The following is a 21,622-nucleotide window of genomic DNA, read 5'->3' as shown; positions in this document are numbered from 1 at the left end:
TAGATGTTTTTGCATTTATAAAGGTAAGTAGAATATTAATTTATCTTTTTAACGACTTGCTTGGGAGCCTCTTTTCTAGTACCATCAAATCCGTCTATACCAGTAACCGTAGTGTATTTTAATACGTTTTTTTTACCTGGATTAATAATCTGAAATGCCGCTTGACACATTAAAGTAGCTTCATGAAAACCACAAAGGATGAGCTTTAACTTACCTGGATAAATATTACCATCGCCTATAGCAAAAATCCCTGGAATATTCGTCTGGTAATCTAAAGCATTATTCACTTTAATAGCATTCTTTTCTATCTCGAGTCCCCAATTTGCAATAGGCCCAAGTTTTGGTGACAAACCAAATAGTGGAACGAAATGATCACATTCTATTTCAAATTCTTTTTCAATGTGCTGCGCTTGCTTTACAACTACGGCATTTACTTTATCATCACCAACAATACCAATTACCTCAGCAGGTGTAATTAATTTAATCTTTCCTGCATTTTTTAGCTCTTGTACTTTTTCTACAGAATCTAAGTGCCCACGAAATTCGTTGCGTCGATGTATAAGGGTAACCTCTGATGCAACATCACTTAAAAAAATACTCCAATCTAATGCTGAATCTCCTCCACCAGCAATAACCACTTTTTTATCGCGATATAATTCTGGTTCTTTAATCATATACTCAACGCCTTTATCTTCAAAATCAGTTATGTTATGAATTAAAGGCTTTCGAGGTTCAAAACTTCCTAGTCCACTAGCAATTGCTACTATAGGCGCTTTATGTTTTGTCCCTTTATTTGTAGTTACAATAAATGTACCGTCCTCTTGTTTTTCTATAGTATCAGCTCGTTCACCAAGAGTGAAACCAGGCTCAAACTGTTTGCATTGTTCAAGAAGCTTATCTGTTAAGTCACCTGCAAGAATTTCTGGATATGCGGGAATATCATAAATAGGTTTTTTAGGATATATCTCAGAACATTGACCCCCAGGTTGTGGTAAAGCATCAATTAAGTGGCACTTTAGTTTTAATAACCCAGCCTCAAAAACGGTGAATAATCCTGTAGGACCAGCACCTATAATAAGTATATCTGTTGTAATCATGAATTTAGAATTGGAAACAAAACTAACAATGGGGTTTCGGTCTTTTTGTAATAAGTGTCAAATTACTTACTCAACATTAATCACACGTTCTATTTGAGGTGCGTACTTTTTAATGGTCATTTCTACGCCAGATTTTAAAGTCATTTGATTGACACTACAAGACGTACAGGCGCCAACTAGCTGTACCTTAACAAACTTCTCATCCTCTATTGACAATAAATTGATGTCTCCGCCATCACTCTGTAAAAAAGGTCGAATTTCGTCTAACGCTTTTTCAACATTTAATTTTAATTCTTCTGAGTTCATTTATTTCTTTTTAACGGCAGAGCACCCTGCCATTGTTGTAATTTTTATTGCTTCAGTTGCGGGCAAGGCTTCATTTCTATAAACTACTTGCTGTACCATCTCGCGAGTAATTGATTCAAAAGCAACTTCAATTGGAGTTGCCGTTTGTAAGGCTGCAGGTCTTCCTAAATCGCCAGCCTCTCTAATGCTCTGCACAATTGGTACTTCACCTAAAAATGGAACCTGCAAATCTTCCGCTAAATATTTTGCACCTTCCTTCCCAAATATATAATATTTATTATTTGGCAATTCTTCTGGTGTGAAATATGCCATATTCTCAACAATCCCTAAAACTGGCACGTTGATATTCTCTTGTTGAAACATTGCCACACCTTTTCTCGCATCTGCAAGCGCCACATTTTGTGGAGTACTTACTACAACAGCACCAGTAATAGGTAAAGCCTGCATAATACTTAAATGAATATCTCCTGTACCTGGAGGTAAATCAATTAGAAGAAAGTCTAATTCGCCCCAAGCTGCATCAAAAATCATTTGATTTAATGCTTTAGATGCCATTGGCCCTCTCCATATCACAGCTTGATCTGGTTTTGTGAAAAACCCTATTGACAGTACTTTAACACCATAATTTTCAATAGGTTTCATCTTTGACTTTCCATCTACATTAACTGAAAGTGGTCTTTCTGAAGCTAAATCAAACATTATTGGTATAGATGGTCCATAAATATCTGCATCTAAAACACCTACCTTAAAACCCATTTTCGCCAAGGTAACCGCCAAGTTTGCTGTAACTGTAGATTTACCAACACCGCCTTTACCAGAGGCAACAGCAATAATATTTTGAATACCTGGGATTGGTTTACCCTTTATTTCGTTTTTAGGTTTTTCCGCAGGAGCATCTACTTTTATATTTACTTTTATTTTTGCTTTTTCGTAAACCTCTCTATGAATGGTTTGTAATATTTCTACCTCTGTCTTTTTCTTTGCCTGAAGACTAGGATTATTTATAGTAATATCTACAATTACTTCATCAGCAAATGTAACTACATTCGTAACTGCACCGCTATCTACCATGTTCTCACCTTCACCAGGAACCGTTATGGTTTTAAGTGCATTAAGTATTTCTTGTTTGTTAAGTTTCACCATTATCTAGATTAATTCTAAATGCAAAGATACTGCTAAAAGTTCATATTTTGAAGCTACTAAATTGAATTGGATAATAGTTGAATTTGATTTTGTAATAGGCAGTAAATCAGAGAAGTTCCTTAGAAGGATCCCAATAAATTTCGTCTAAATTTTGAATTTGATTATCAATTACTTCAACACCTTCATTCTCCAGTAGTTGCTGCATTAAATTGGTGCCTTCAAAGTGATGTTTACCCGTTAATAATCCCTTACGATTAACAACTCGATGAGCAGGTACATCCTTGGTATGGGAAGCATTCATTGCATAACCAACTATCCTTGCACTTTTTGTTGCTCCAAGATACTTGGCAATAGCACCATAACTCGTGACTTTACCATATGGAACTTGCCTTACAACTTCATAAACTTTCTCAAAAAAACCTAGCGTTTCAGGTTTCATTACAGCTCTCTTAAGATATTAATAAATGTGATGAGTGCCACAAGACCAGTAATAATCCCTATACTATAATTCATACTTTTTTGAGAAGTGAATTTCTTGTCTTTTATTTTATCAAAAAAGAAAATATAAAAATACAGCATTACGAAAGTGCCCATTACCGCTCCAGTTACGTAGGTAATAATACTTAATCTTTCAAAATCCATTACACCGAAAGATGCTAGAGTAATAGTCATATAAGCTTGATATGGTATTGGAAACACATTCAATGAAGACAAAAACATACCATGAAAAAAACGACTTTTCTTACTTCGTATATCTGGCTTTAAATTTTGCTCTTTATGATTCTTAGCTATTATCAAAAAATATATTGTAATCAATATAAAAATCACAAATGCTACACGCTGTAAGATCTCTACAATATCAGGTCTGTTGGATAGGTATCTCGCAAAAATAGCTGCAATATAAGTTTGAATAAAAACAATTAAGCAAACACCAGAAGAAAAGGTAATACCTCTACCAGGCCCTTCTTTGAGACTAATTCTTGCAGCCGTCATATTAAGTAATCCCGGCGGAATCACACCAACGAGCGCAACAAATAACCCAAGAAAGAAAATAACCGTTATGCTCAAATTTTAGTTGATTTTAAATCTAATATACGTAATTGCTTTATCTTGTTCTAAATACTGACTTTCATAATACGTTTGAATCTCGGTAACTTCTTTTGGGCTACCTTCTAACATATAAACATTATGGTTTGCATAAATCACATCATGCCCTCCGCCATGCAATAGCCCAAGTGTGTACCCATGCATAAATTCACTATCAGTTTTTAGATTCATAATGCCGTCTGGCTTCAATATTTTTTTATAACGCTCTATAAAAGCCAAATTAGTCATTCTGTGCTTGGTGCGTTTGTATTTTATTTGTGGGTCTGGGAATGTAATCCATATTTCATCAACTTCATTTTCTTCAAATACATATTCTACTAATTCTATTTGGGTTCTAATAAAAGCAATATTATTCAGGCTTTCCTCTATCGCTGTTTTAGCGCCACGCCAAAAACGAGCGCCCTTAATATCAATACCTATATAGTTTTTTGAAGGATTACGTTTTGCTAAGCCAACAGTATATTCGCCCTTGCCGCAACCTAATTCTAAAACAATAGGATTGTTATTCTTAAATACCTCGTTGCGCCATGAACCTTTGTTTTTATAAATGTTGCCCAATAACTCTTCACGTGTTGGTTGAAAGACATTATGAAAGGTATCATTTTCTTTAAACCGTTTAAGCTTATTTTTACTACCCACTTTTAATATTCACTAGTTTAATAATGCCGTAAAATTAAGGAAACATTTTAGGTTTATCTTTGTTGATGAAGATTGATTCAAAATAATTAAATACAACTTTGTTTTTGAGACATAATGGCCCGAAAAAAATATTAGTAGCGCCTTTAAATTGGGGTTTGGGTCATGCAACAAGATGTATACCTATTATCAATGCTCTGGTAAAACAAAACTTTGAGCCCATAATTGCTAGTGACGGCAATGCTTTAGCTTTATTGCAAAAAGAATTTCCACAACTAAAGAAAATAGATCTTCCTTCGTACAACATTACTTACTCTAAAAAAGGAAATAACTTTAGAAAAAAATTACTTTTTGACTCACCTCATTTATTAAAAACCATAAAAAAAGAAAACAAGCTAATTAAGAAATTAGTAAAAACCGAAGGGATTTCTGGTATAATATCAGATAACAGATTTGGGGTTAGAGCAAAGGGTGTTCCATCCGTTTTCATTACCCACCAGCTAAAGGTATTGAGTGGTTCAACCACATGGCTAAGTACTAAACTACATCAAAAAATTATTGAAAAATTTGACCAATGTTGGGTCCCAGATCATAAAGGTGAACATAACCTAAGCGGTGATTTAGGACAAAGCAAAATTAAAGCTACCGAAACAAAATATTTGGGTCCACTTAGTAGATTCACAAAACAAAACCTAGAAATTAAATATGATTTATTGGTTGTACTTTCCGGTCCAGAACCGCAACGTACTTACCTTGAGCAGAAATTGTTCAATGAACTAGAATTATTTAAAGGAGATATCTTATTTGTGAAAGGTTTATTAGAAGCAACTCAGACAATAGAACATAAAAACCACATCACTATTTATAATTTTATGACAAGTAATGATCTGGAGAAGGCAATTAACGAAAGTGCACTAGTTTTAAGCAGATCTGGTTATACAACCATAATGGATCTGGCAAAACTAGAAAAGAAAGCATTTTTTATACCAACTCCTGGTCAATTTGAACAAGAATACTTAGCTAAAAAATTAAGTGAGGAGCGCATTATACCGAGTTGCAATCAAGATGAATTTAAAGTTGATATGCTAAATAAATTGGATGAATATACAGGTTTCATTTCGAATCCTTTCGAAATAGATTTTAAAAAACTATTCAGCCTTTTCAAGGGTAAATGAAAATTCACTACCCACTCCAGGTTGACTTTCAACATAGATTTTTTCTTCGTGTGCCTCAATGATATGCTTAACTATGGAAAGACCTAAACCAGAACCACCTTCCTTTCTAGAACCACTCTTATCCACTCTAAAAAATCGTTCAAAAAGCCTTGGAAGATCTTTTTCATCGATTCCTTCTCCATTATCCGTTACTCGTACTATTGCCTTATTTTTTATTAAGTTTTCTATACTTACTTCGGTGGTACCCTTTTCTTCACCATATTTTATAGAGTTTACAATTAAATTTGTAAGTACTTGCTGAATACGTTCTCGGTCTGCATAAACCATGATTGGATGGTTATAATCCATATCAAAAGTCAAAGAGATTTTCCTTTTTGAGGCTTTCATTTCAAATAAGTCAAACACACTCTTAACCAATTCTACTATATCAAAATTTTCCTTGTTAAGGCTAAGATCACCAACTTCTAACTTAGTGATCATGTCTAAATCTTTTATGATATAAATTAAACGCTCAACACCTTTACTTGCCCTATTTAAATATTTATTTCTGAGTTTCTCATCATCCATGGCTCCGTCTAATAAGGTTAAAATATAACCCTGAACTGTAAACAATGGTGTCTTCATTTCATGAGAAACGTTACCCATGAATTCCTTACGGTACTCTTCTCTTACTTTTAAAGTTTCAATTTCTAGTTTTTTGTCTCGAGCGTACTTATCAATTTCTTTGGTAAGTGTTCCCATGTCTGTAGTTATGGGTTGTTGCCTTAAGGATGCTGATTCTAAAAGTGTTAAATCATCATAGATTTTTTTAACTCTTCTGTAAATAAAACGTTCAACTCTATATTGAATAACAAAAAAACATATGACATAGCAAATGGGTGCAAAGAAGATTACCTGCCAATTAAAATTATGGTAATACCATAAAAAAACACTCACAAGGAGTGTTGCAAACACCGTTACATATAACGATGTTATTGTAGCAAATTTATAGGTTTTCTTAAAGTTACTTCCTTGCATTAGTCAACGAACTTGTAACCAACACCTTTAACGGTTTTAAAAGATTTATCGCCAATTTTTTCACGAAGTTTTCTAATATGAACATCTATTGTTCTTCCTCCAACCACAACTTCATTACCCCATACTATATCTAAAATTTCGTCGCGCTTAAATACTTTCCCAGGCTTGGTTACCAGCAAAGATAATAATTCAAACTCTTTTCTGGGTAAAGTAATTTCTTTGCCCTTTTTTGTAATTTTATATTCTTCTTTATAAATAACAAGATCTCCGATTTTAACGATACTATCTTCAGTATTATCTTGTTTCTTAAGGCGTCTTAGAAGTGCTTTAACCTTGCTAACTAACACTTTCGGTTTAATTGGTTTTGCAATATAATCGTCCGCACCAGCATCAAAACCAGCAACCTGAGAGTAATCTTCCCCTCTGGCTGTTAAAAATGTAATTATCGTATCATTTTGATCTGGCAACTCTCTTATACGCTCACAAGCCTCAATACCATCCATTTCTGGCATCATAACATCTAAAATTATTAGATGTGGTTTATGTTTTTTAGCTTTATCAACTGCTTCAACACCATTTTCACCGGTAATTACTTGATAACCTTGTGAGGACAAATTATAGCTAACTATTTCTAAAATATCCGGCTCATCATCAACCAATAATATTTTAATATCCTTTTTCTTCACGCTTAAGTTAATGTTTTAAGGTTTCGTAAATATAAAAGATATCTTTATTAAGTTTACTATATCCCTTCATTTGATAACATTTACCTAACATTGGATTTTTAGTTTTAACCTTTTGAAAAGTCTAATTAACATCAATGTTATGATATTGTAAAATACCTAATTGTTGATAAAAAGTACTCCCTTTACTCATTATTTGTTCTTATATTTAATGTCTAATTTTATATTAATCAATTATGAAAAAACTTTACTTTTTACTTTTTACAATAATAAGTTTTGCTTCTTATGGGCAAATTATTAATGAATTTCAACCTAACGCGGTAGGAGCAGATCCTGACCCAATGAGTATTGAATTAAAAGGAACACCTAGTGCTTCATTTAGTGGATACCTAATCAGTATCGAAAGTGATGGAAATAATGGATCAGTTGACAGATCTGCTGCAGTTTCAGGAACATTCGATGCAAATGGACTATTGGTCGTCATGATACCAGATTTAGAAAATCCTTCATTTACTTTTGCATTGTGTGAATCTGACCCAGGTATTGGTACGGATTTAGATTCGGATAATGATGGGACATTTGAGGATTTATCATCTCTCGGCACTATTTATGACGCAATTGGTATTCCAGATAATACGGGTGACGCAGTTGTTACAGCATCTTATGCCTCACAATTAGGTGGCGTATCATTTGATTATACAGGTGATGAGCCTGGACTAGTATTTAGAGATGGTGCTTCAGATGATTGGTTTGCATTGAACGAACCTTTTGATGGTACTTCAGTTTATGATATAACTGCAACTATAGTTCAAGCTACTGATTTTGATTCTGCACCTGCATTGACAGGAACATTTGGATCTGTAAATCCAATATATACTATGCCTACAGAACCTACCTTAACATTGGTAGATGGTCCAGTATCAGGTTCAACCCTTGATTTGAGCCCAGAAGATTTAACTGGTGATTTAGAATTTGCAACTACAAACTTTGTTGTTGGAGAACCAGGTACAGCAAGTGAAGGAGATGGTTATATTAGTTGGGTAGTTGACTTACAAGGTGGTGGAGTACATGACTCTGGAGATATATACGATACTTCATTGACTTATCCACTAACTCCATTAGTAGGAGGAAATACTTATATATTAACTGCTGAATTATTGGATAATTCTGGTGTTTCGTTAAGTCCAGCTATTGTATATACATTAACAGTAAATGCAAACGCATATAACGTGGTAGCGGATATAGCTGCATTAAGAGCAGGTACTCAAGGAGAGTATTATGAAGTTACTGGTGAAGTTTATGGCACCTACCAACAAGATTTTAGAAATCAAAAATTCATACAAGATGCAACTGGTGGAATCTTGATAGATGACACTGACGGAGTAATTACAACGGTATATGTTGAAGGTGATGGTGTTCTTAGTGTAAAAGGGCAATTAGGTGAATTTAATGGCATGATGCAGTTAGTTCCTACAGTAGATCCAGGAACACCAAATAGCACAGGCAATATTGTGACGCCTCAGGCCGTGTCATTATTAGATTTAGCAACAAATCCAGAAGATTATGAATCTGAGCTAGTTATTGTATCGAATGTTACAATGGATAATTCTACTCCTATCTTTTCTGGTGGTTCAGTACATGCAATGGATCAAGGTGGTGATATGTTTAATTTTAGATCAACTTTTTTTAGCGCCGATTACGCTGATCAAGGATATGATGTACCAACTATAGCAACAGATATTATAGGTATTATTAACGAAAGAAGTGGAAACACTTATTTCTTGACTGCAAGAGGTTCTTTTGATTTTAGTGTACCGTTATCTACTGATAGTTTTGAAACCAACTTATTCTCTTTATACCCCAACCCAACAAATATGGGTAGTGTTACCATTTCTTCAAACAATAGTGAAGCAATGGATGTTCAAGTATTTGATGTTTTAGGCAAAGAAGTGATTAACAAAAGACTTGCAAACAACAATCTAGATGTATCTAACCTAAGATCTGGTTTATACATTGTAAAGATTACTCAAAACAGTGCTTCAGTTACTAAAAAACTAGTTATTAAATAGTGGCATTGATATAATTAAAAGCGCAACTTGATTGTTCAGGTTGCGCTTTTTTATTTTCCATACTTTTGCATCATGCTATTAGAAAAGGATATTTTTAATATTAAAACTAATGAAGAATTCGAGTCAATTGCACTCCAAGTTTTCAAGTTTCAGTTTGAAAATAATCCTGTCTACAGATCATTTTGCGATCTTTTATATAAGCATCCATCAGATATAAAGAAAGTTAAGGAAATCCCCTTTCTGCCTATTCAGTTTTTTAAATCACATGAGGTATTGAGTTCAACAAAACCACCTCAAAAAATATTTACAAGTTCTGGTACTACTGGTAATGTCACTAGCAAACACCATGTGACAGATTTAAAAATCTATGAAACCAGTTTCATCAAGAGCTTTACCCATTTCTATGGAGAAATTAGTGACTATGCAGTTTTAGGGCTTCTACCATCTTATTTGGAGAGAGAAGGTTCTTCTTTAGTTTATATGGTCAATGATTTAATTAAAAAATCAAAGCGCCCAAAAAGCGGTTTTTATTTAAACAACCTAGGTAAATTAGCCGAAACCATTGAAATATTAGAATCTAAAAACCAAAAAACTTTATTGATTGGTGTTTCATTTGCATTGTTGGACCTCGTTGAATACTATAAATTCAATTTGAATAACACTATTGTAATGGAGACAGGTGGTATGAAAGGTCGAAGAAAAGAAATGATTCGTAATGAACTACACTCCATCTTAAAGGCGGGTTTTGGAGTAGATGAAATACATAGCGAGTATGGTATGACAGAATTATTGAGCCAAGCATACTCTGGGGGTAATGGTATTTTTGAGTGCCCACCTTGGATGAAAATACTAACTAGAGATACTGAAGATGCATTGACGCTTCAAAAACCAAATAAATCTGGTGGAATTAACATTATAGATTTAGCCAACATTAATTCTTGCTCATTTATTGCAACCCAAGACCTAGGAAGGGTTTATGAAAATGGTCAGTTTGAAATTATTGGAAGATTTGATAATTCTGACATACGTGGTTGTAACCTTATGGTGTTGTAAGGAATTAAAATCAAAAACGACTAATGGATTACTTATGAAAAAGAAAGATTTTTCATTAGTTGATTGATTGGTTAGTTAATGCCCGAAATCCTTTCGGGCATTTTCTTGTTATATAACCTTTAGTATGAAGTTTGTTTTTTTACCTCTACTTAGAATGATGTATTTTTCGTTTATAAGATCTTCTGAAGTAATCTGATAATCTTCATTAACCTTTACTTTATTTACAGCTATGGCATTCTCTTTAAGAGCTCTACGCGCTTCTCCATTAGAGTTTAAAAAACTTGTTTTAGCAGAAAGTGCGCCAATCATATCTAAACCTTCATTAAATTCAGATGTTGTTAGTTCAGCTTGTTTAACACCTTCAAAAACATCTAAAAAGGTCTTTTCATCTAAGGTCACAATATCTTCCTTAAATGATTTACTAAATAAAATCTGTGAAGCTTTTACAGCATTTTCATACTCATCCTGAGAATGAACCATTACTGTAATTTCTTCTGCAAGTTTCTTTTGAAGTAATCTCATATGAGGCATTTCTGAATGCTCCTTGATTAAACTTTCTATTTCGTCCTGTGATAAAAAAGTGAAGATTTTGATATACTTTTCCGCATCTTCGTCACTAGAGTTTAACCAATACTGGTAAAATTTATAAGGTGAAGTACGGTTGGCATCTAACCAAACATTACCGCCTTCAGATTTACCAAATTTTGAGCCATCGCTTTTTGTAATTAATGGACATGTTATGGCGTATCCTTTCCCATTCCCAATTCGTCTGATTAGTTCGGTTCCTGTTGTAATATTTCCCCACTGATCACTTCCTCCCATTTGAATTGTACAATTTTCATCTCTGTAAAGATGCAGAAAATCGTATCCTTGAACTAATTGATATGTAAACTCAGTAAAACTCATTCCGTCATTCGTATTCTCACTTGAGATTCTGTTTTTTACAGAATCTTTTGCCATCATGTAATTTACAGTAATGTGCTTGCCTACATCTCTAATAAAATCAAGGAAAGAAAATTCTTTCATCCAGTCGTAATTATTCACTAGCACAGCAGCGTTAGGCTCGTCGCTATCAAAATCCAAGAAATGTGATAATTGATTTTTAATGGCTTCTTGATTATGACGTAGTGTTTTTTCATCCAATAAATTACGCTCACTAGATTTTCCCGAAGGATCACCAATCATTCCTGTAGCGCCACCAACAAGAGCCACGGGCTTATGTCCACAACGTTGGTAATGCGCCAAAAGCATAATTGGGACAAGGTTTCCAATATGCAAAGAATCTGCAGTAGGATCAAAACCAACATAAGCGCTTCGCATTGCTTCTGCAAGGTGTTCTTCCACACCAGGCATACTATCATGTAACATACCTCTCCACTTTAATTCTTTAACGAAATTCTGTCCCATTATATAATAGTTGTAATTAAATTTTAGCAAAGATATGTTTCCACATGTAAAGACAAAAGACAATTCTAAAAAACGTAATTTAGCATTATGATATTAGTTACTGGTGGTACAGGATTAGTCGGCTCGCATTTATTATATAAATTGGTTAGTAACAATGAAAAAGTTAGAGCAATTTATAGACGAGAAAAAACCTTAAAACGTGTTAAGCATGTTTTTTCATATTTTTCAGATGACCCAGAAACTCTGTTAAATAAAATTGATTGGTTTGAAGCAGATTTAAACAATATCCCGAAATTACAAGATGCATTTAATGGCATTACGCACGTATACCATTGTGCAGCCTTTGTCTCGTTTGAGCCGGACAAGTACAGACTACTGAGAAAAATAAATATTCAGGGAACAGCTAATATTGTTAATCTCTGTATCACAAATTCTATTAAAAAATTGTGTTATGTAAGTTCTATTGCTGCCATCGGACATACTGAAAACCCAGATGAATTTATAAACGAAAACACACCTTGGAATCCTGAAGAAGACAATAGTGTGTATGCCATTACTAAATATGGCGCAGAACTTGAAGTTTGGCGTGGCACACAAGAAGGGTTGAACGCAGTTGTTGTAAATCCTGGTGTTGTTTTAGGTGCAGGATATTGGAATGGAGGTAGTAGTGGGAATCTATTTAAACAAATCTACAGTGGAATGCCATACTACGTAAAAGGAGTTGTAGGTTACGTGGACGTATTTGATGTGGTCAATATCATGCATAAATTAATGGTAAGTGACATTACTAATCAAGGATTTATATTAATTTCAGAGAATTTGTCTTTTAAGACATTCCAAAACAAGGTTGCATTAACTTTAAATGTTAGTACTCCTAAAAAAGAAGCAAAAGCGTGGTTGCTAAACTTAGCATGGCGAATAGACTGGTTACGTCATAAATTATTTAGGAAACGAAGAAGTCTATCTAAGCAATCAGCTAGATCTGCATTAAGTATTACCAAATATGATAATTCTAAAATTAGAAAAGTTTTGGAATTTGAGTTTAAATCTATTGATCAGTCTATAGAAGAGGTATGTAGATTATATCTAAAAGATTTAAAAGACTAATTTATTATTTAGAAATTGAATCTTTTTTAAGCTTATTTGCTTTGCTCTTTGTTTCGTTTTGTGACTTTATTGAGTCTCTCTTGCGTTTGGCATCTTCTTGTTGTTTTTTCTGCAGAACCTCAACCTCCTTTTTTTCTCTTTCTAATCTAGATTTTACAGATTCAATTATTGTCGTATACTCTTCAGTGTCAAAAGCATAGTAATTGTTGCTTTGTGCGAACTGAGTGCTGTCTATATCATATTTAGTAAGCACATAAGTTTCTGGCACCAAATTTCGCTTTTCGAGCACCTTACGGTTAACCCCTTTAGCTGCATTGACAATGTATAGGTCGTATAATATATTAGCCATCTCATCTTTAGGGATAAGATTTGACGGTTTTGGTGGTCTATCCTTATTATCACAAGAAAAGGAAATAAGCGCCACAAATATTAATACAATAATTTTTCTTAACATGTTATCTGTTAAATGTTAGTCTCTGCCCTGCTTTAACGTCTAAAACTTTGAAGTTATTATAAACCAACTGACCGTTTACAAAAGTATGCGTTACTCTACTTTTAAAGGTATTACCTTCAAATGGAGACCAACCACATTTGTACAAGATGTTACTTTTATTCACGGTCCATGGACTATTTAAATCTACGATAACCAAATCCGCATAGTATCCTTCCTTAATGTAACCGCGTTTTTCAACATCGAACAAAATTGCAGGATTATGACATGCCTTTTCTACAATCTTCTCAATCGATATTTTTCCTTTATGGTGTGCTTCTAACAAAGCTACAAGTGCATGCTGAACTAGTGGCCCACCAGAAGGTGCACTTGTATATGGATTATTTTTTTCTTCACTTGTATGTGGTGCATGATCTGTTGCTAAAACATCTATTCTATCTTCTAACAATGCTTTCCATAACTGATCTCTATCTTTTGCCGTTTTTACAGCTGGATTCCATTTGATACGGCTTCCCTTGGTCTTATAATCCTCATCTGAAAACCATAAATGGTGAATACAAACTTCTGCCGTGATTCTTTTGTCTTTTAGAGGGATTTTATTGCTAAACAATTTGGTCTCCTTACCAGTAGATAAGTGAAACACGTGTAACCTTGCACCTGTTTTCTTAGCTAATTCTATAGCTTTTGAAGAGGATAAATAGCAAGCTTCTTCACTTCGGATAACTGGATGTAATTCCATAGGAATATCATCACCATATTGGTCCTTATATTTTTTAAGATTCTTTCTTATGGTCGCTTCATCCTCGCAATGCACAGAAATTACCATATCTGTACTTGAAAATATTTTTTCTAATACCTCTGGATCATCAACCAACATATTTCCGGTAGAGGAACCCAAAAACAATTTTAAGCCAGCAACTGATTTTGGATCTACTTTTAAAATCTCATCCAAGTTATCATTAGTACCTCCAAACATAAATGAGAAATTTGCATGTGAAGTCTTAGTGGCAATGGCAAATTTTTCTTCAAGTTTTTCAACGGTCGTTGTTTGAGGATTTGTGTTTGGCATTTCTATAAAAGAGGTTATTCCTCCTGCAATGGCAGCTTTAGATTCCGTTTCTATATTTGCCTTATGAGTTAAACCAGGTTCTCTAAAATGTACCTGGTCATCAATTAATCCTGGAATTACATAATTGCCTTCTGCATCAATTACGGTCATATCAGCAGATTTTACGCTAATAGATGAATCTATTGCTTCAATAATATTATCGGCAATGAGAATATCACCTTCAACTATCTTTCCTTCGTTAACAATTTTCGCATTTTTTATGAGGGTATTTCGCTTCATGATACTATGACTTAGCAAATAAACTTTTTAGCTTTAAACTTATAACACCAAAGACAGCTTCAGATATAATTCCTCCACTCATTTTTGATTTTCCTTGTGTTCTGTCCTTGAAAATTACTGGTATTTCAACAATTTTAAATCCTTTTTTGTAGGCTTTAAATTTCATTTCTATTTGAAACGCATATCCAACAAATTTAATTTTATTTAAATCAATATTTTCAAGAACTCTCCTCTTATAACATATAAAACCTGCTGTTGAATCATTCACATTCATACCAGTTATAATTCTAACATATTTTGAAGCACCATAAGACAATAAAATTCTTGACATTGGCCAATTAACAACTGTAATACCTTTTACATATCTGGATCCCACAGCCATATCTGCTCCATCAACAGCACAGGCATTATACAATTTAATGAGATCGTTGGGATTATGTGAAAAGTCTGCATCCATTTCAAAAATGTAATCATAAGACTTTTCCAAAGCCCATTTAAATCCTTCAATATAAGCAGATCCTAGACCTTTTTTCCCCTTGCGCTCTAATAGAAATAATGAATTGTCAAATTCAGTTTGTAACTGCTTTACTTTCTTGCCAGTATAATCTGGCGAATTATCATCTACAACTAAAATATGGTATGACTTATTTTGAGAAAAAACAGCTCTAATAATAGACTCTATATTTTCTATTTCATTAAAGGTTGGAATTATTACTATAGTGTCTGACATTAACCAGTATTTTCAAGTCTTATTTGAGAATTCTAAGATTTTGACAAAAGTAAAGTTTTTAATGGATTATATAATGGTATTTGTTTTTTTGATTATTGGTTATTTTAAACTCTCCAAAGCCATTTTTTCTTTATAATTTAGCAATATGAGAGAATTTATAACTTATGAATGGTTTACAATTTTTATTGTATTGGCTCTCATATCGGTTGTTATGGCCAAGTCTCTCCATAGCTTAAGATTTAATGACTTTATTTATGTTGTAGGTAATTCTAAATACCTAAAGATTTACTCTAGAGATCAAAAATTCATTGATACATTCGACGGATTTTTATTTTTCAATTTCACTGTTTGCTTAAGCATATTTATTTACCATAGTTACTCTCAATTTATTGAACCTTTAAATTTCAAATTAATTTCATTTTTAAAAATAGGGTTTGCAATTGCAACTATTCTAATTATTAAAGTACTAGTTGAGCGTCTCGTGGCTAGTCTTTTTGAAATTGATAATATAATAGATGATTATTTATTCCAAAAAACCACCTTTAAGAATTATTCAGGCATAATTTTACTGGTAGCAAACTTATTTTTAGTTTATACGAATAGCTATCCTGAAATTATCATAATCGCAACAATTAGCGTAGTTTTTTTATTAAATCTCATAGGTTTTTATAGTTCTTTTAAAACCCATCAAAACGCAATAAATCTTAATTTATTCTATTTTTTGTTGTATCTTTGCGCTCTCGAAATTGGACCTTATATACTTTTGTATAAGATAATTAGGGACTATAACGTATAAAACAAAGATAGACGTATGAAAGTGAAAACAATTTTAGTATCACAACCAGAGCCTAAAATAGAGAACTCTCCATACTTTGATCTCCAAGAAAGACAAAAGGTAAAAGTAGATTTTAGACCTTTTATCCACGTTGAAGGAGTGTCTGCTAAAGATATTAGACAGCAAAAAATAGACTTAAGTAAGTATACTGCAATAATTCTTACGAGTAGAAATTCAGTAGATCATTTTTTTAGGGTTGCCGAAGAGATGCGATTTAAAGTTCCTGATTCTATGAAATACTTCTGCCAGTCAGAAGCAGTTGCATATTATTTGCAGAAGTATGTTGTATATAGGAAACGTAAAATTTATGTTGGTAAACGTAATTTCGAAGACTTAACTCCTTTAATCAAAAAATATAAAGAAGAGAAATTTTTATTACCTACTACTGACAAAGTAAAACCTGTAATACCTGAAATTTTAGATAAATTAGAAGTAAAATGGACTCAGGCTACGTTTTATAGAACAGTGATAAGCGATTTATCAGATTTAGCAGATGTATACTACGATATATTAGTGTTTTTTAGCCCTTCAGGAATCGAATCATTATTCCATAATTTTCCAGATTTCAAACAAAACGATACACGAATTGCTGTATTTGGAAATACTACAGTCAACGCTGTGAAAGAAAAAGGACTGAGAGTAGATATTGCAGCTCCAACACCAGACACTCCATCAATGACTATGGCGCTACAGAAATATATTGATTCTGTTAATAAAGGAAAATAAAATATTAAAAAGACATAAAAAGCTCAACGGAAAGTTGGGCTTTTTTTTTGCTTAAAATACGACTTGGTATGCTTTGATTATACCTGTAGAATCTTGAAATTCACTTGAATCAATAATATAAACCTTTTCTGCATTTTTCAATATTTTACTAAAACTCTGAAATTCAGAATTAATAAAATCAGCATATTCAATAATATTAGATTGTGGCAATTTGTCAAGGGATAGTACTTTGTTTCTGTATGAGTAATGGTATAAGACTATTTTATCTTCTTTTTTTACTAAGTCGTTTTTGTCATTTTCCTTAATTAGCTTTCCATTTCCATCAATCGTTAAAGCATATTTGCAGTTTTCAGTTGAGATATCTTTAGAAAAATTAAATGTTTTAACCCAGATCGAATCACTCATTCTCTTTTCTGAGGTGAGCATTTGTTCCTTTGAAGCATCAAATTTGAGATAGATTGAATACTTCTTTTTGAATTGGCTAAAACCCAATTGAAACATTGCTAAAAAAAGAATCAGATAGTACCTACTTTTCATACTCAGTAAAATATTATAAGCATTGTTTTCAGTCCTAAATATATAAATTATTTATTATCAAACAATTACAATTCAAAAAAAGCGATTCAAATTGAATCGCTTTATTGATATTTCCTAAGGAATTAATTAGAAAGCATAGCGCTGAGGGCCACCACGTCTTACCTCTTCAGAAGCATAAGATTCAAACTTTTTAAAATTATGTCTAAACGAGTTAGAAAGTTTAAACGCCATCTTGTAGTATGCATCATCATCATTCCAAGTTGTTCGTGGACTTAAAACTTCTGTTGGAACACCAGGACATGTTCTAGGTTGTGCAACACCAAATACCGAATGTATATGGTAGTCTTCGTAAGTATAGTTCCCTAGTTTTCCATTAAGCGCAGCAGTAATCATTGCACGTGTATATTTTAATTTCATTCTTGTTCCCACACCGTAAGGACCTCCTGTCCATCCAGTATTAACCAACCATACATTTACACCTGCTTCTTTCATTTTTCTACTTAACATATCTGCATATTTTGTAGGGTGCAATGGCATAAAAGGTGCACCAAAACATGCAGAGAAAGATGGCTGTGGCTCTACAACACCTGCCTCAGTACCAGCTACTTTAGCGGTATAACCAGAAATAAAATGGTATGCCGCTTGAGATGGTGTCAACTTAGATATTGGAGGTAAAACACCAAAAGCATCTGCCGTTAAAAAGAAAATGTTCTTTGGATTGGCAGCAAATGCAGGTTGCTTAATATTATCTATATGGTATATGGGATAGCTCACACGTGTGTTTTGGGTAATTGTACTATCCATATAATCAACCTCTCCATTTTCTTTGAAAATCACATTCTCTAAAATGGCTCCAGGTTTAATCGCTCTGTATATATCTGGTTCTTTTTCTTCACTTAAATCAATTACTTTGGCGTAACAACCGCCTTCAAAATTAAAGATGGTGTTCTCTTCCGTCCAACCATGCTCGTCGTCTCCTATCAATTTTCTATTAGGATCAGTAGATAATGTTGTTTTTCCTGTTCCAGATAAACCAAAGAAAATAGCTGTTTCTCCATTATCTCCGACATTGGCAGAGCAATGCATTGGTAAAACATTTCTTTCTACTGGTAAAATGAAATTTAATGCAGTAAATATTCCTTTTTTCATTTCACCTGTATAGGCAGAACCAGCAACAAGTGCAATCTTTTTTGTAAAATTTAAAATGGAGAAATTCCCTTGTCTCAATCCATGTTTTTCCGGCTCATGGCAGACATAACCAGGAGCACAAAGTACTAACCATTCCTCTTTAAATGTTTCGAGTTCTTCTTCATCAGGTCTTAAAAACATGTTATAAATAAACATATTAGACCAAGGATACTCAGTTACTGTTCTTACATTCATTTTGTAATTTGGGTCTGCACATACATATCCATCACGAACATATAGTTCTTTTCCGCTTAAATAATTTTCTACTTCGCTTTGCAAAAAGTCAAAATCATCAGGAGAAATTGGTTTGTTAGATTTCCCCCACCATATTTTATCCTTAGTATAATTATCTTTTACCAAGAATCGATCTTCAGGAGAGCGACCGGTAAACTTACCGGTATTAATTGCTAAGGTACCGTTGTTAGTTTCTCTACCCATTTCTCCTTCAATGGTTTTAGCCTGCAAATCTTTTGGTGATAATTGATATTGGATTTGAGCATTTTTAATGCCATATTTATCTAACGAAATCGTTTTCGTTGACGAAGCATGGTTTGCCATAATTTTAGTATTGTTTAGGTCGCAAAATTAAAACTTTATTTTATAAAAAAGGATAAGAAAATCATTAATCGACCTTACTTCTTATTATACCGATTAACATCAGCACCCAAGCCAAAATTAAGAGCATTCCCCCAAAAGGTGTTACAATTGCAATGGTCTTAATATCAAAATTTGTAAGTGAATTTGTGGAAAGGCCATAAATGGAACCAGAAAAGAAAATTAGACCAATCAACACAAGATAGAAAATCTCTTTTTTAGTCTTTTCTTTTAAAAAATTTGTCCCTCCAATAATTAAAAGAAAAAATGCATGATATAATTGATATCGTACACCAGTTTCAAATGATTCTATCGCATTTTTATCAATTAATTTTTCTAATCCATGTGCAGCAAATGCACCTAAAATAATCCCTAATACACCCAAAATTGAGCCTGTAATTAAAATTGTTTTGTTCATAATTAAACTGCAATTTTCATTTAAATTCCCTTTTGTATTTATTACATTCGTGCTATACAAAATTAGTCATATAAAGCCATTATGCGAAAGATTTTAATTATTGGTGCAGGTAAATCATCCTCCTATCTTATAAAGTATTTAGTAGATAAATCTACCACTGAAAATCTACATATTACAATTGGTGATATTAATGTAGAGAATGCAACTAAACTTTTAGAAAAGAATACAAAAAATGTAGCTGTAATTAATTTGGATGTATTCAACTCTAAATCACGCGAGGAGGCTATTAAAGATTCAGACATAGTTGTTTCTATGTTACCAGCAAGAATGCACACCGAGGTTGCAAAGGACTGTATTACTTTTAAAAAGCACATGGTAACTGCATCTTATGTGAGTAAGGAAATGGAAGCACTTGATGAAGAAGCAAAAGCCAATGGTTTAATTTTTATGAACGAAATTGGTGTAGATCCTGGAATTGATCATATGAGTGCCATGCAAGTGATAGATCGTATTAGAGATAAAGGAGGGAAAATAATTTTATTTGAATCATTTACTGGTGGTCTTGTAGCTCCTGAAAGCGATAACAATCTTTGGAATTATAAATTTACCTGGAATCCGAGAAATGTTGTAGTTGCTGGACAAGGTGGCGCAGCCAAATTTTTGCAAGAAAACCAGTTTAAATATATCCCATACCACAGACTCTTTAGACGTACCGAATTTTTAGAAGTAGAGGGATTTGGCAGATTTGAGGCCTACGCTAATAGAGATTCTCTAAAGTATCAACACTCTTATGGACTAGATAATACTAAAACATTGTATCGTGGCACAATGAGACGCGTTGGCTTTAGCAAAGCATGGCATGTATTTGTCCAGCTTGGGATGACAGATGATAGTTATACCATAGAAGATAGTGCTAATATGAGTTATCGTGATTTTGTAAATTCATTTTTACCATATAGCCCAACTGACTCTGTTGAACTTAAATTTAGACATGCTTTAAAAATTGATCAAGACGACATTGTTTGGGATAAGTTTTTAGAGTTAGACTTGTTCAGTGCCACTAAAATGGTGGAATTGCAAAAAGCTACACCAGCTCAAATTCTTCAGAAAATTTTAATGGATAGTTGGACATTGAACGAAAATGATAAGGATATGATTGTGATGTATCACAAATTCGGCTATGAAATTGAAGGCGAAAAACGTCAAATTGATGCTAAAATGGTTGTTGTTGGTGAAGACCAAACTTACACTGCTATGGCTAAAACAGTAGGTCTACCAGTTGCAATGGCAACATTAGATATTTTGAATGAAAAAATTACAACAGCAGGTGTACAAATTCCTATTTCAAAAGAGGTCTATACTCCAATATTAGAGGAACTCGAATCCTATGGTGTGGTCTTCAATGAGAAAAAAGTACCCTACTTAGGTTACAACCCATTAAATCTTGAATAATTTCAATTTGAAATCATTTCCTTATTTTTAACTTTCATATTTAAATTAAACTAAGGATGAAGGATAACGATAAAGGTATTTTCATTGATGGTATCGACAAAAAGATACTTAGAGCATTAATGGCAGATGCCAGAACACCAATATTAGAAATCGCCAGAAGCGTTGGAATATCAGGAGCTGCAATTCATCAACGACTTAAGAAGTTAGAGAAATCTGGTTTGCTGGCTGGATCTAAATTTATTGTTAATCCTAAAGTCTTAGGGTATACAACTATGGCTTTTGTAGGTGTTTATTTAGACAAAGCTGTAAGTAATCCTGATGCTGTAAAACAATTACAAAAAGTACCTGAGGTTATTGAATGCCATTATACAACTGGCGAATGGAGTATTTTTATTAAAATTCTCTCAAAAGACAATGAGCATTTAATGCATGTTCTTAATTCTCAAATTCAGACTATTAAAGGTGTCTCTAGAACAGAAACATTTATATCCTTGCAGCAACAGATAAATAGACAAATAAAAATTTAAACAAAAAAGCACTGAA

General features: G+C 33.2%; 23 protein-coding genes. 8 read left to right on the top strand and 15 right to left on the bottom strand.

All coding sequences use genetic code 11. The features are described 5' to 3' along the window. Window positions 1-35: 35 nt before the first annotated feature. The 6 genes from ACFWV9_RS00460 to trmB all read right to left on the bottom strand — a co-directional run bounded on the left by ACFWV9_RS00460 (window position 36) and on the right by trmB (window position 4,292). A complete protein-coding gene (locus ACFWV9_RS00460) occupies window positions 36-1,097 on the bottom strand; it encodes an NAD(P)/FAD-dependent oxidoreductase (protein ID WP_411893262.1) in 1,062 nt (353 codons plus the stop codon). 66 nt (window positions 1,098-1,163) lie between these two features. Then, complete coding sequence (locus ACFWV9_RS00455; protein ID WP_411893261.1) at window positions 1,164-1,403, bottom strand: NifU family protein; 240 nt, start codon at window positions 1,401-1,403, stop codon at window positions 1,164-1,166. Next, window positions 1,404-2,543 (bottom strand): P-loop NTPase, encoded by a 1,140-nt coding sequence (locus tag ACFWV9_RS00450; RefSeq protein WP_411893780.1) that lies wholly within the window; start codon window positions 2,541-2,543, stop codon window positions 1,404-1,406. A 109-nt stretch (window positions 2,544-2,652) separates the two neighbouring features. Further along, on the bottom strand, window positions 2,653-2,985 hold the full coding sequence (locus tag ACFWV9_RS00445) for an MGMT family protein (protein WP_411893260.1): 333 nt from the start codon (window positions 2,983-2,985) through the stop codon (window positions 2,653-2,655). Then, complete coding sequence (locus tag ACFWV9_RS00440) at window positions 2,985-3,614, bottom strand: LysE family transporter (protein WP_411893259.1); 630 nt, start codon at window positions 3,612-3,614, stop codon at window positions 2,985-2,987. Before ACFWV9_RS00440 ends, ACFWV9_RS00445 begins: the two co-directional genes overlap by 1 nt. A 3-nt stretch (window positions 3,615-3,617) precedes the next feature. Further along, on the bottom strand, window positions 3,618-4,292 hold the full coding sequence (gene trmB / locus ACFWV9_RS00435; protein ID WP_411893258.1) for a tRNA (guanosine(46)-N7)-methyltransferase TrmB: 675 nt from the start codon (window positions 4,290-4,292) through the stop codon (window positions 3,618-3,620). A 104-nt stretch (window positions 4,293-4,396) separates the two neighbouring features. On the opposite strand from trmB, the gene ACFWV9_RS00430 reads away from it, so the two are divergent. After that, window positions 4,397-5,464: a glycosyltransferase gene (locus tag ACFWV9_RS00430; RefSeq protein WP_411893257.1), complete on the top strand. Its 1,068-nt coding sequence runs from the start codon at window positions 4,397-4,399 to the stop codon at window positions 5,462-5,464. Here ACFWV9_RS00430 and ACFWV9_RS00425 read toward each other — a convergent pair. Beyond that, window positions 5,438-6,481, bottom strand: a complete 1,044-nt coding sequence (locus ACFWV9_RS00425) for a sensor histidine kinase (protein WP_411893256.1) — start codon at window positions 6,479-6,481, stop codon at window positions 5,438-5,440. The genes ACFWV9_RS00430 and ACFWV9_RS00425 overlap by 27 nt on opposite strands. Continuing rightward, on the bottom strand, window positions 6,481-7,167 hold the full coding sequence (locus ACFWV9_RS00420; RefSeq protein WP_411893255.1) for a response regulator transcription factor: 687 nt from the start codon (window positions 7,165-7,167) through the stop codon (window positions 6,481-6,483). Before ACFWV9_RS00420 ends, ACFWV9_RS00425 begins: the two co-directional genes overlap by 1 nt. Window positions 7,168-7,400: 233 nt before the next feature. Between ACFWV9_RS00420 and ACFWV9_RS00415 the strand changes: the two genes are divergently transcribed. Together ACFWV9_RS00415 and ACFWV9_RS00410 are read left to right on the top strand one after the other, a co-directional pair. Then, on the top strand, window positions 7,401-9,233 hold the full coding sequence (locus tag ACFWV9_RS00415) for a T9SS type A sorting domain-containing protein (protein ID WP_411893254.1): 1,833 nt from the start codon (window positions 7,401-7,403) through the stop codon (window positions 9,231-9,233). 72 nt (window positions 9,234-9,305) lie between these two features. After that, on the top strand, window positions 9,306-10,286 hold the full coding sequence (locus tag ACFWV9_RS00410; protein ID WP_411893253.1) for an acyl transferase: 981 nt from the start codon (window positions 9,306-9,308) through the stop codon (window positions 10,284-10,286). Window positions 10,287-10,394: 108 nt separating this feature from the next. On the opposite strand, the gene tyrS is transcribed toward ACFWV9_RS00410, so the two are convergent. Then, window positions 10,395-11,693 (bottom strand): tyrosine--tRNA ligase, encoded by a 1,299-nt coding sequence (gene tyrS / locus ACFWV9_RS00405; RefSeq protein WP_411893252.1) that lies wholly within the window; start codon window positions 11,691-11,693, stop codon window positions 10,395-10,397. Window positions 11,694-11,780: 87 nt separating this feature from the next. On the opposite strand from tyrS, the gene ACFWV9_RS00400 reads away from it, so the two are divergent. Then, a complete protein-coding gene (locus ACFWV9_RS00400) occupies window positions 11,781-12,800 on the top strand; it encodes an NAD-dependent epimerase/dehydratase family protein (protein ID WP_411893251.1) in 1,020 nt (339 codons plus the stop codon). A 4-nt stretch (window positions 12,801-12,804) separates the two neighbouring features. Here ACFWV9_RS00400 and ACFWV9_RS00395 read toward each other — a convergent pair whose 3' ends face one another. Genes ACFWV9_RS00395 through ACFWV9_RS00385 form a run of 3 tightly spaced genes read right to left on the bottom strand, consistent with a single transcriptional unit; the run spans window position 12,805 to window position 15,329 of the window. Then, window positions 12,805-13,254 carry a DUF4296 domain-containing protein gene (locus tag ACFWV9_RS00395; protein ID WP_411893250.1) on the bottom strand — a complete coding sequence of 150 codons (450 nt, stop codon included), beginning with the start codon at window positions 13,252-13,254 and terminating at the stop codon, window positions 12,805-12,807. A 1-nt stretch (window position 13,255) separates the two neighbouring features. Continuing rightward, on the bottom strand, window positions 13,256-14,599 hold the full coding sequence (locus ACFWV9_RS00390; protein WP_411893249.1) for a dihydroorotase: 1,344 nt from the start codon (window positions 14,597-14,599) through the stop codon (window positions 13,256-13,258). A gap of 4 nt (window positions 14,600-14,603) precedes the next feature. Beyond that, window positions 14,604-15,329 carry a polyprenol monophosphomannose synthase gene (locus ACFWV9_RS00385; RefSeq protein ID WP_411893248.1) on the bottom strand — a complete coding sequence of 242 codons (726 nt, stop codon included), beginning with the start codon at window positions 15,327-15,329 and terminating at the stop codon, window positions 14,604-14,606. Window positions 15,330-15,474: 145 nt separating this feature from the next. Between ACFWV9_RS00385 and ACFWV9_RS00380 the strand changes: the two genes are divergently transcribed. Together ACFWV9_RS00380 and ACFWV9_RS00375 are read left to right on the top strand one after the other, a co-directional pair. Further along, entirely contained in the window at window positions 15,475-16,125 is a 651-nt protein-coding gene (locus tag ACFWV9_RS00380; protein ID WP_411893247.1) for a DUF4271 domain-containing protein, read from the top strand. A gap of 15 nt (window positions 16,126-16,140) precedes the next feature. After that, window positions 16,141-16,890 carry a uroporphyrinogen-III synthase gene (locus tag ACFWV9_RS00375; protein WP_411893246.1) on the top strand — a complete coding sequence of 250 codons (750 nt, stop codon included), beginning with the start codon at window positions 16,141-16,143 and terminating at the stop codon, window positions 16,888-16,890. Window positions 16,891-16,941: 51 nt separating this feature from the next. Here ACFWV9_RS00375 and ACFWV9_RS00370 read toward each other — a convergent pair whose 3' ends face one another. From ACFWV9_RS00370 to ACFWV9_RS00360, 3 genes are all read right to left on the bottom strand, one after another. Continuing rightward, window positions 16,942-17,427 (bottom strand): hypothetical protein, encoded by a 486-nt coding sequence (locus ACFWV9_RS00370; RefSeq protein ID WP_411893245.1) that lies wholly within the window; start codon window positions 17,425-17,427, stop codon window positions 16,942-16,944. A gap of 126 nt (window positions 17,428-17,553) precedes the next feature. Further along, window positions 17,554-19,173, bottom strand: coding sequence for a phosphoenolpyruvate carboxykinase (ATP) (gene pckA / locus ACFWV9_RS00365; RefSeq protein WP_411893244.1), 1,620 nt, complete (start codon window positions 19,171-19,173; stop codon window positions 17,554-17,556). A 64-nt stretch (window positions 19,174-19,237) separates the two neighbouring features. Further along, window positions 19,238-19,627 carry a DUF423 domain-containing protein gene (locus ACFWV9_RS00360; protein ID WP_411893243.1) on the bottom strand — a complete coding sequence of 130 codons (390 nt, stop codon included), beginning with the start codon at window positions 19,625-19,627 and terminating at the stop codon, window positions 19,238-19,240. A gap of 81 nt (window positions 19,628-19,708) precedes the next feature. On the opposite strand from ACFWV9_RS00360, the gene ACFWV9_RS00355 reads away from it, so the two are divergent. Further along, window positions 19,709-21,079, top strand: coding sequence for a saccharopine dehydrogenase family protein (locus ACFWV9_RS00355; RefSeq protein WP_411893242.1), 1,371 nt, complete (start codon window positions 19,709-19,711; stop codon window positions 21,077-21,079). Window positions 21,080-21,135: 56 nt separating this feature from the next. Further along, window positions 21,136-21,606, top strand: coding sequence for an Lrp/AsnC ligand binding domain-containing protein (locus ACFWV9_RS00350; RefSeq protein WP_411893241.1), 471 nt, complete (start codon window positions 21,136-21,138; stop codon window positions 21,604-21,606). Window positions 21,607-21,622: the final 16 nt, after the last annotated feature.

Source organism: Winogradskyella sp. A2 (assembly GCF_046762865.1).
Classification (GTDB): domain Bacteria; phylum Bacteroidota; class Bacteroidia; order Flavobacteriales; family Flavobacteriaceae; genus Winogradskyella.
Note: the sequence above shows the minus strand (reverse complement) of the source record. Positions and strands in the feature narration are given on the sequence as shown.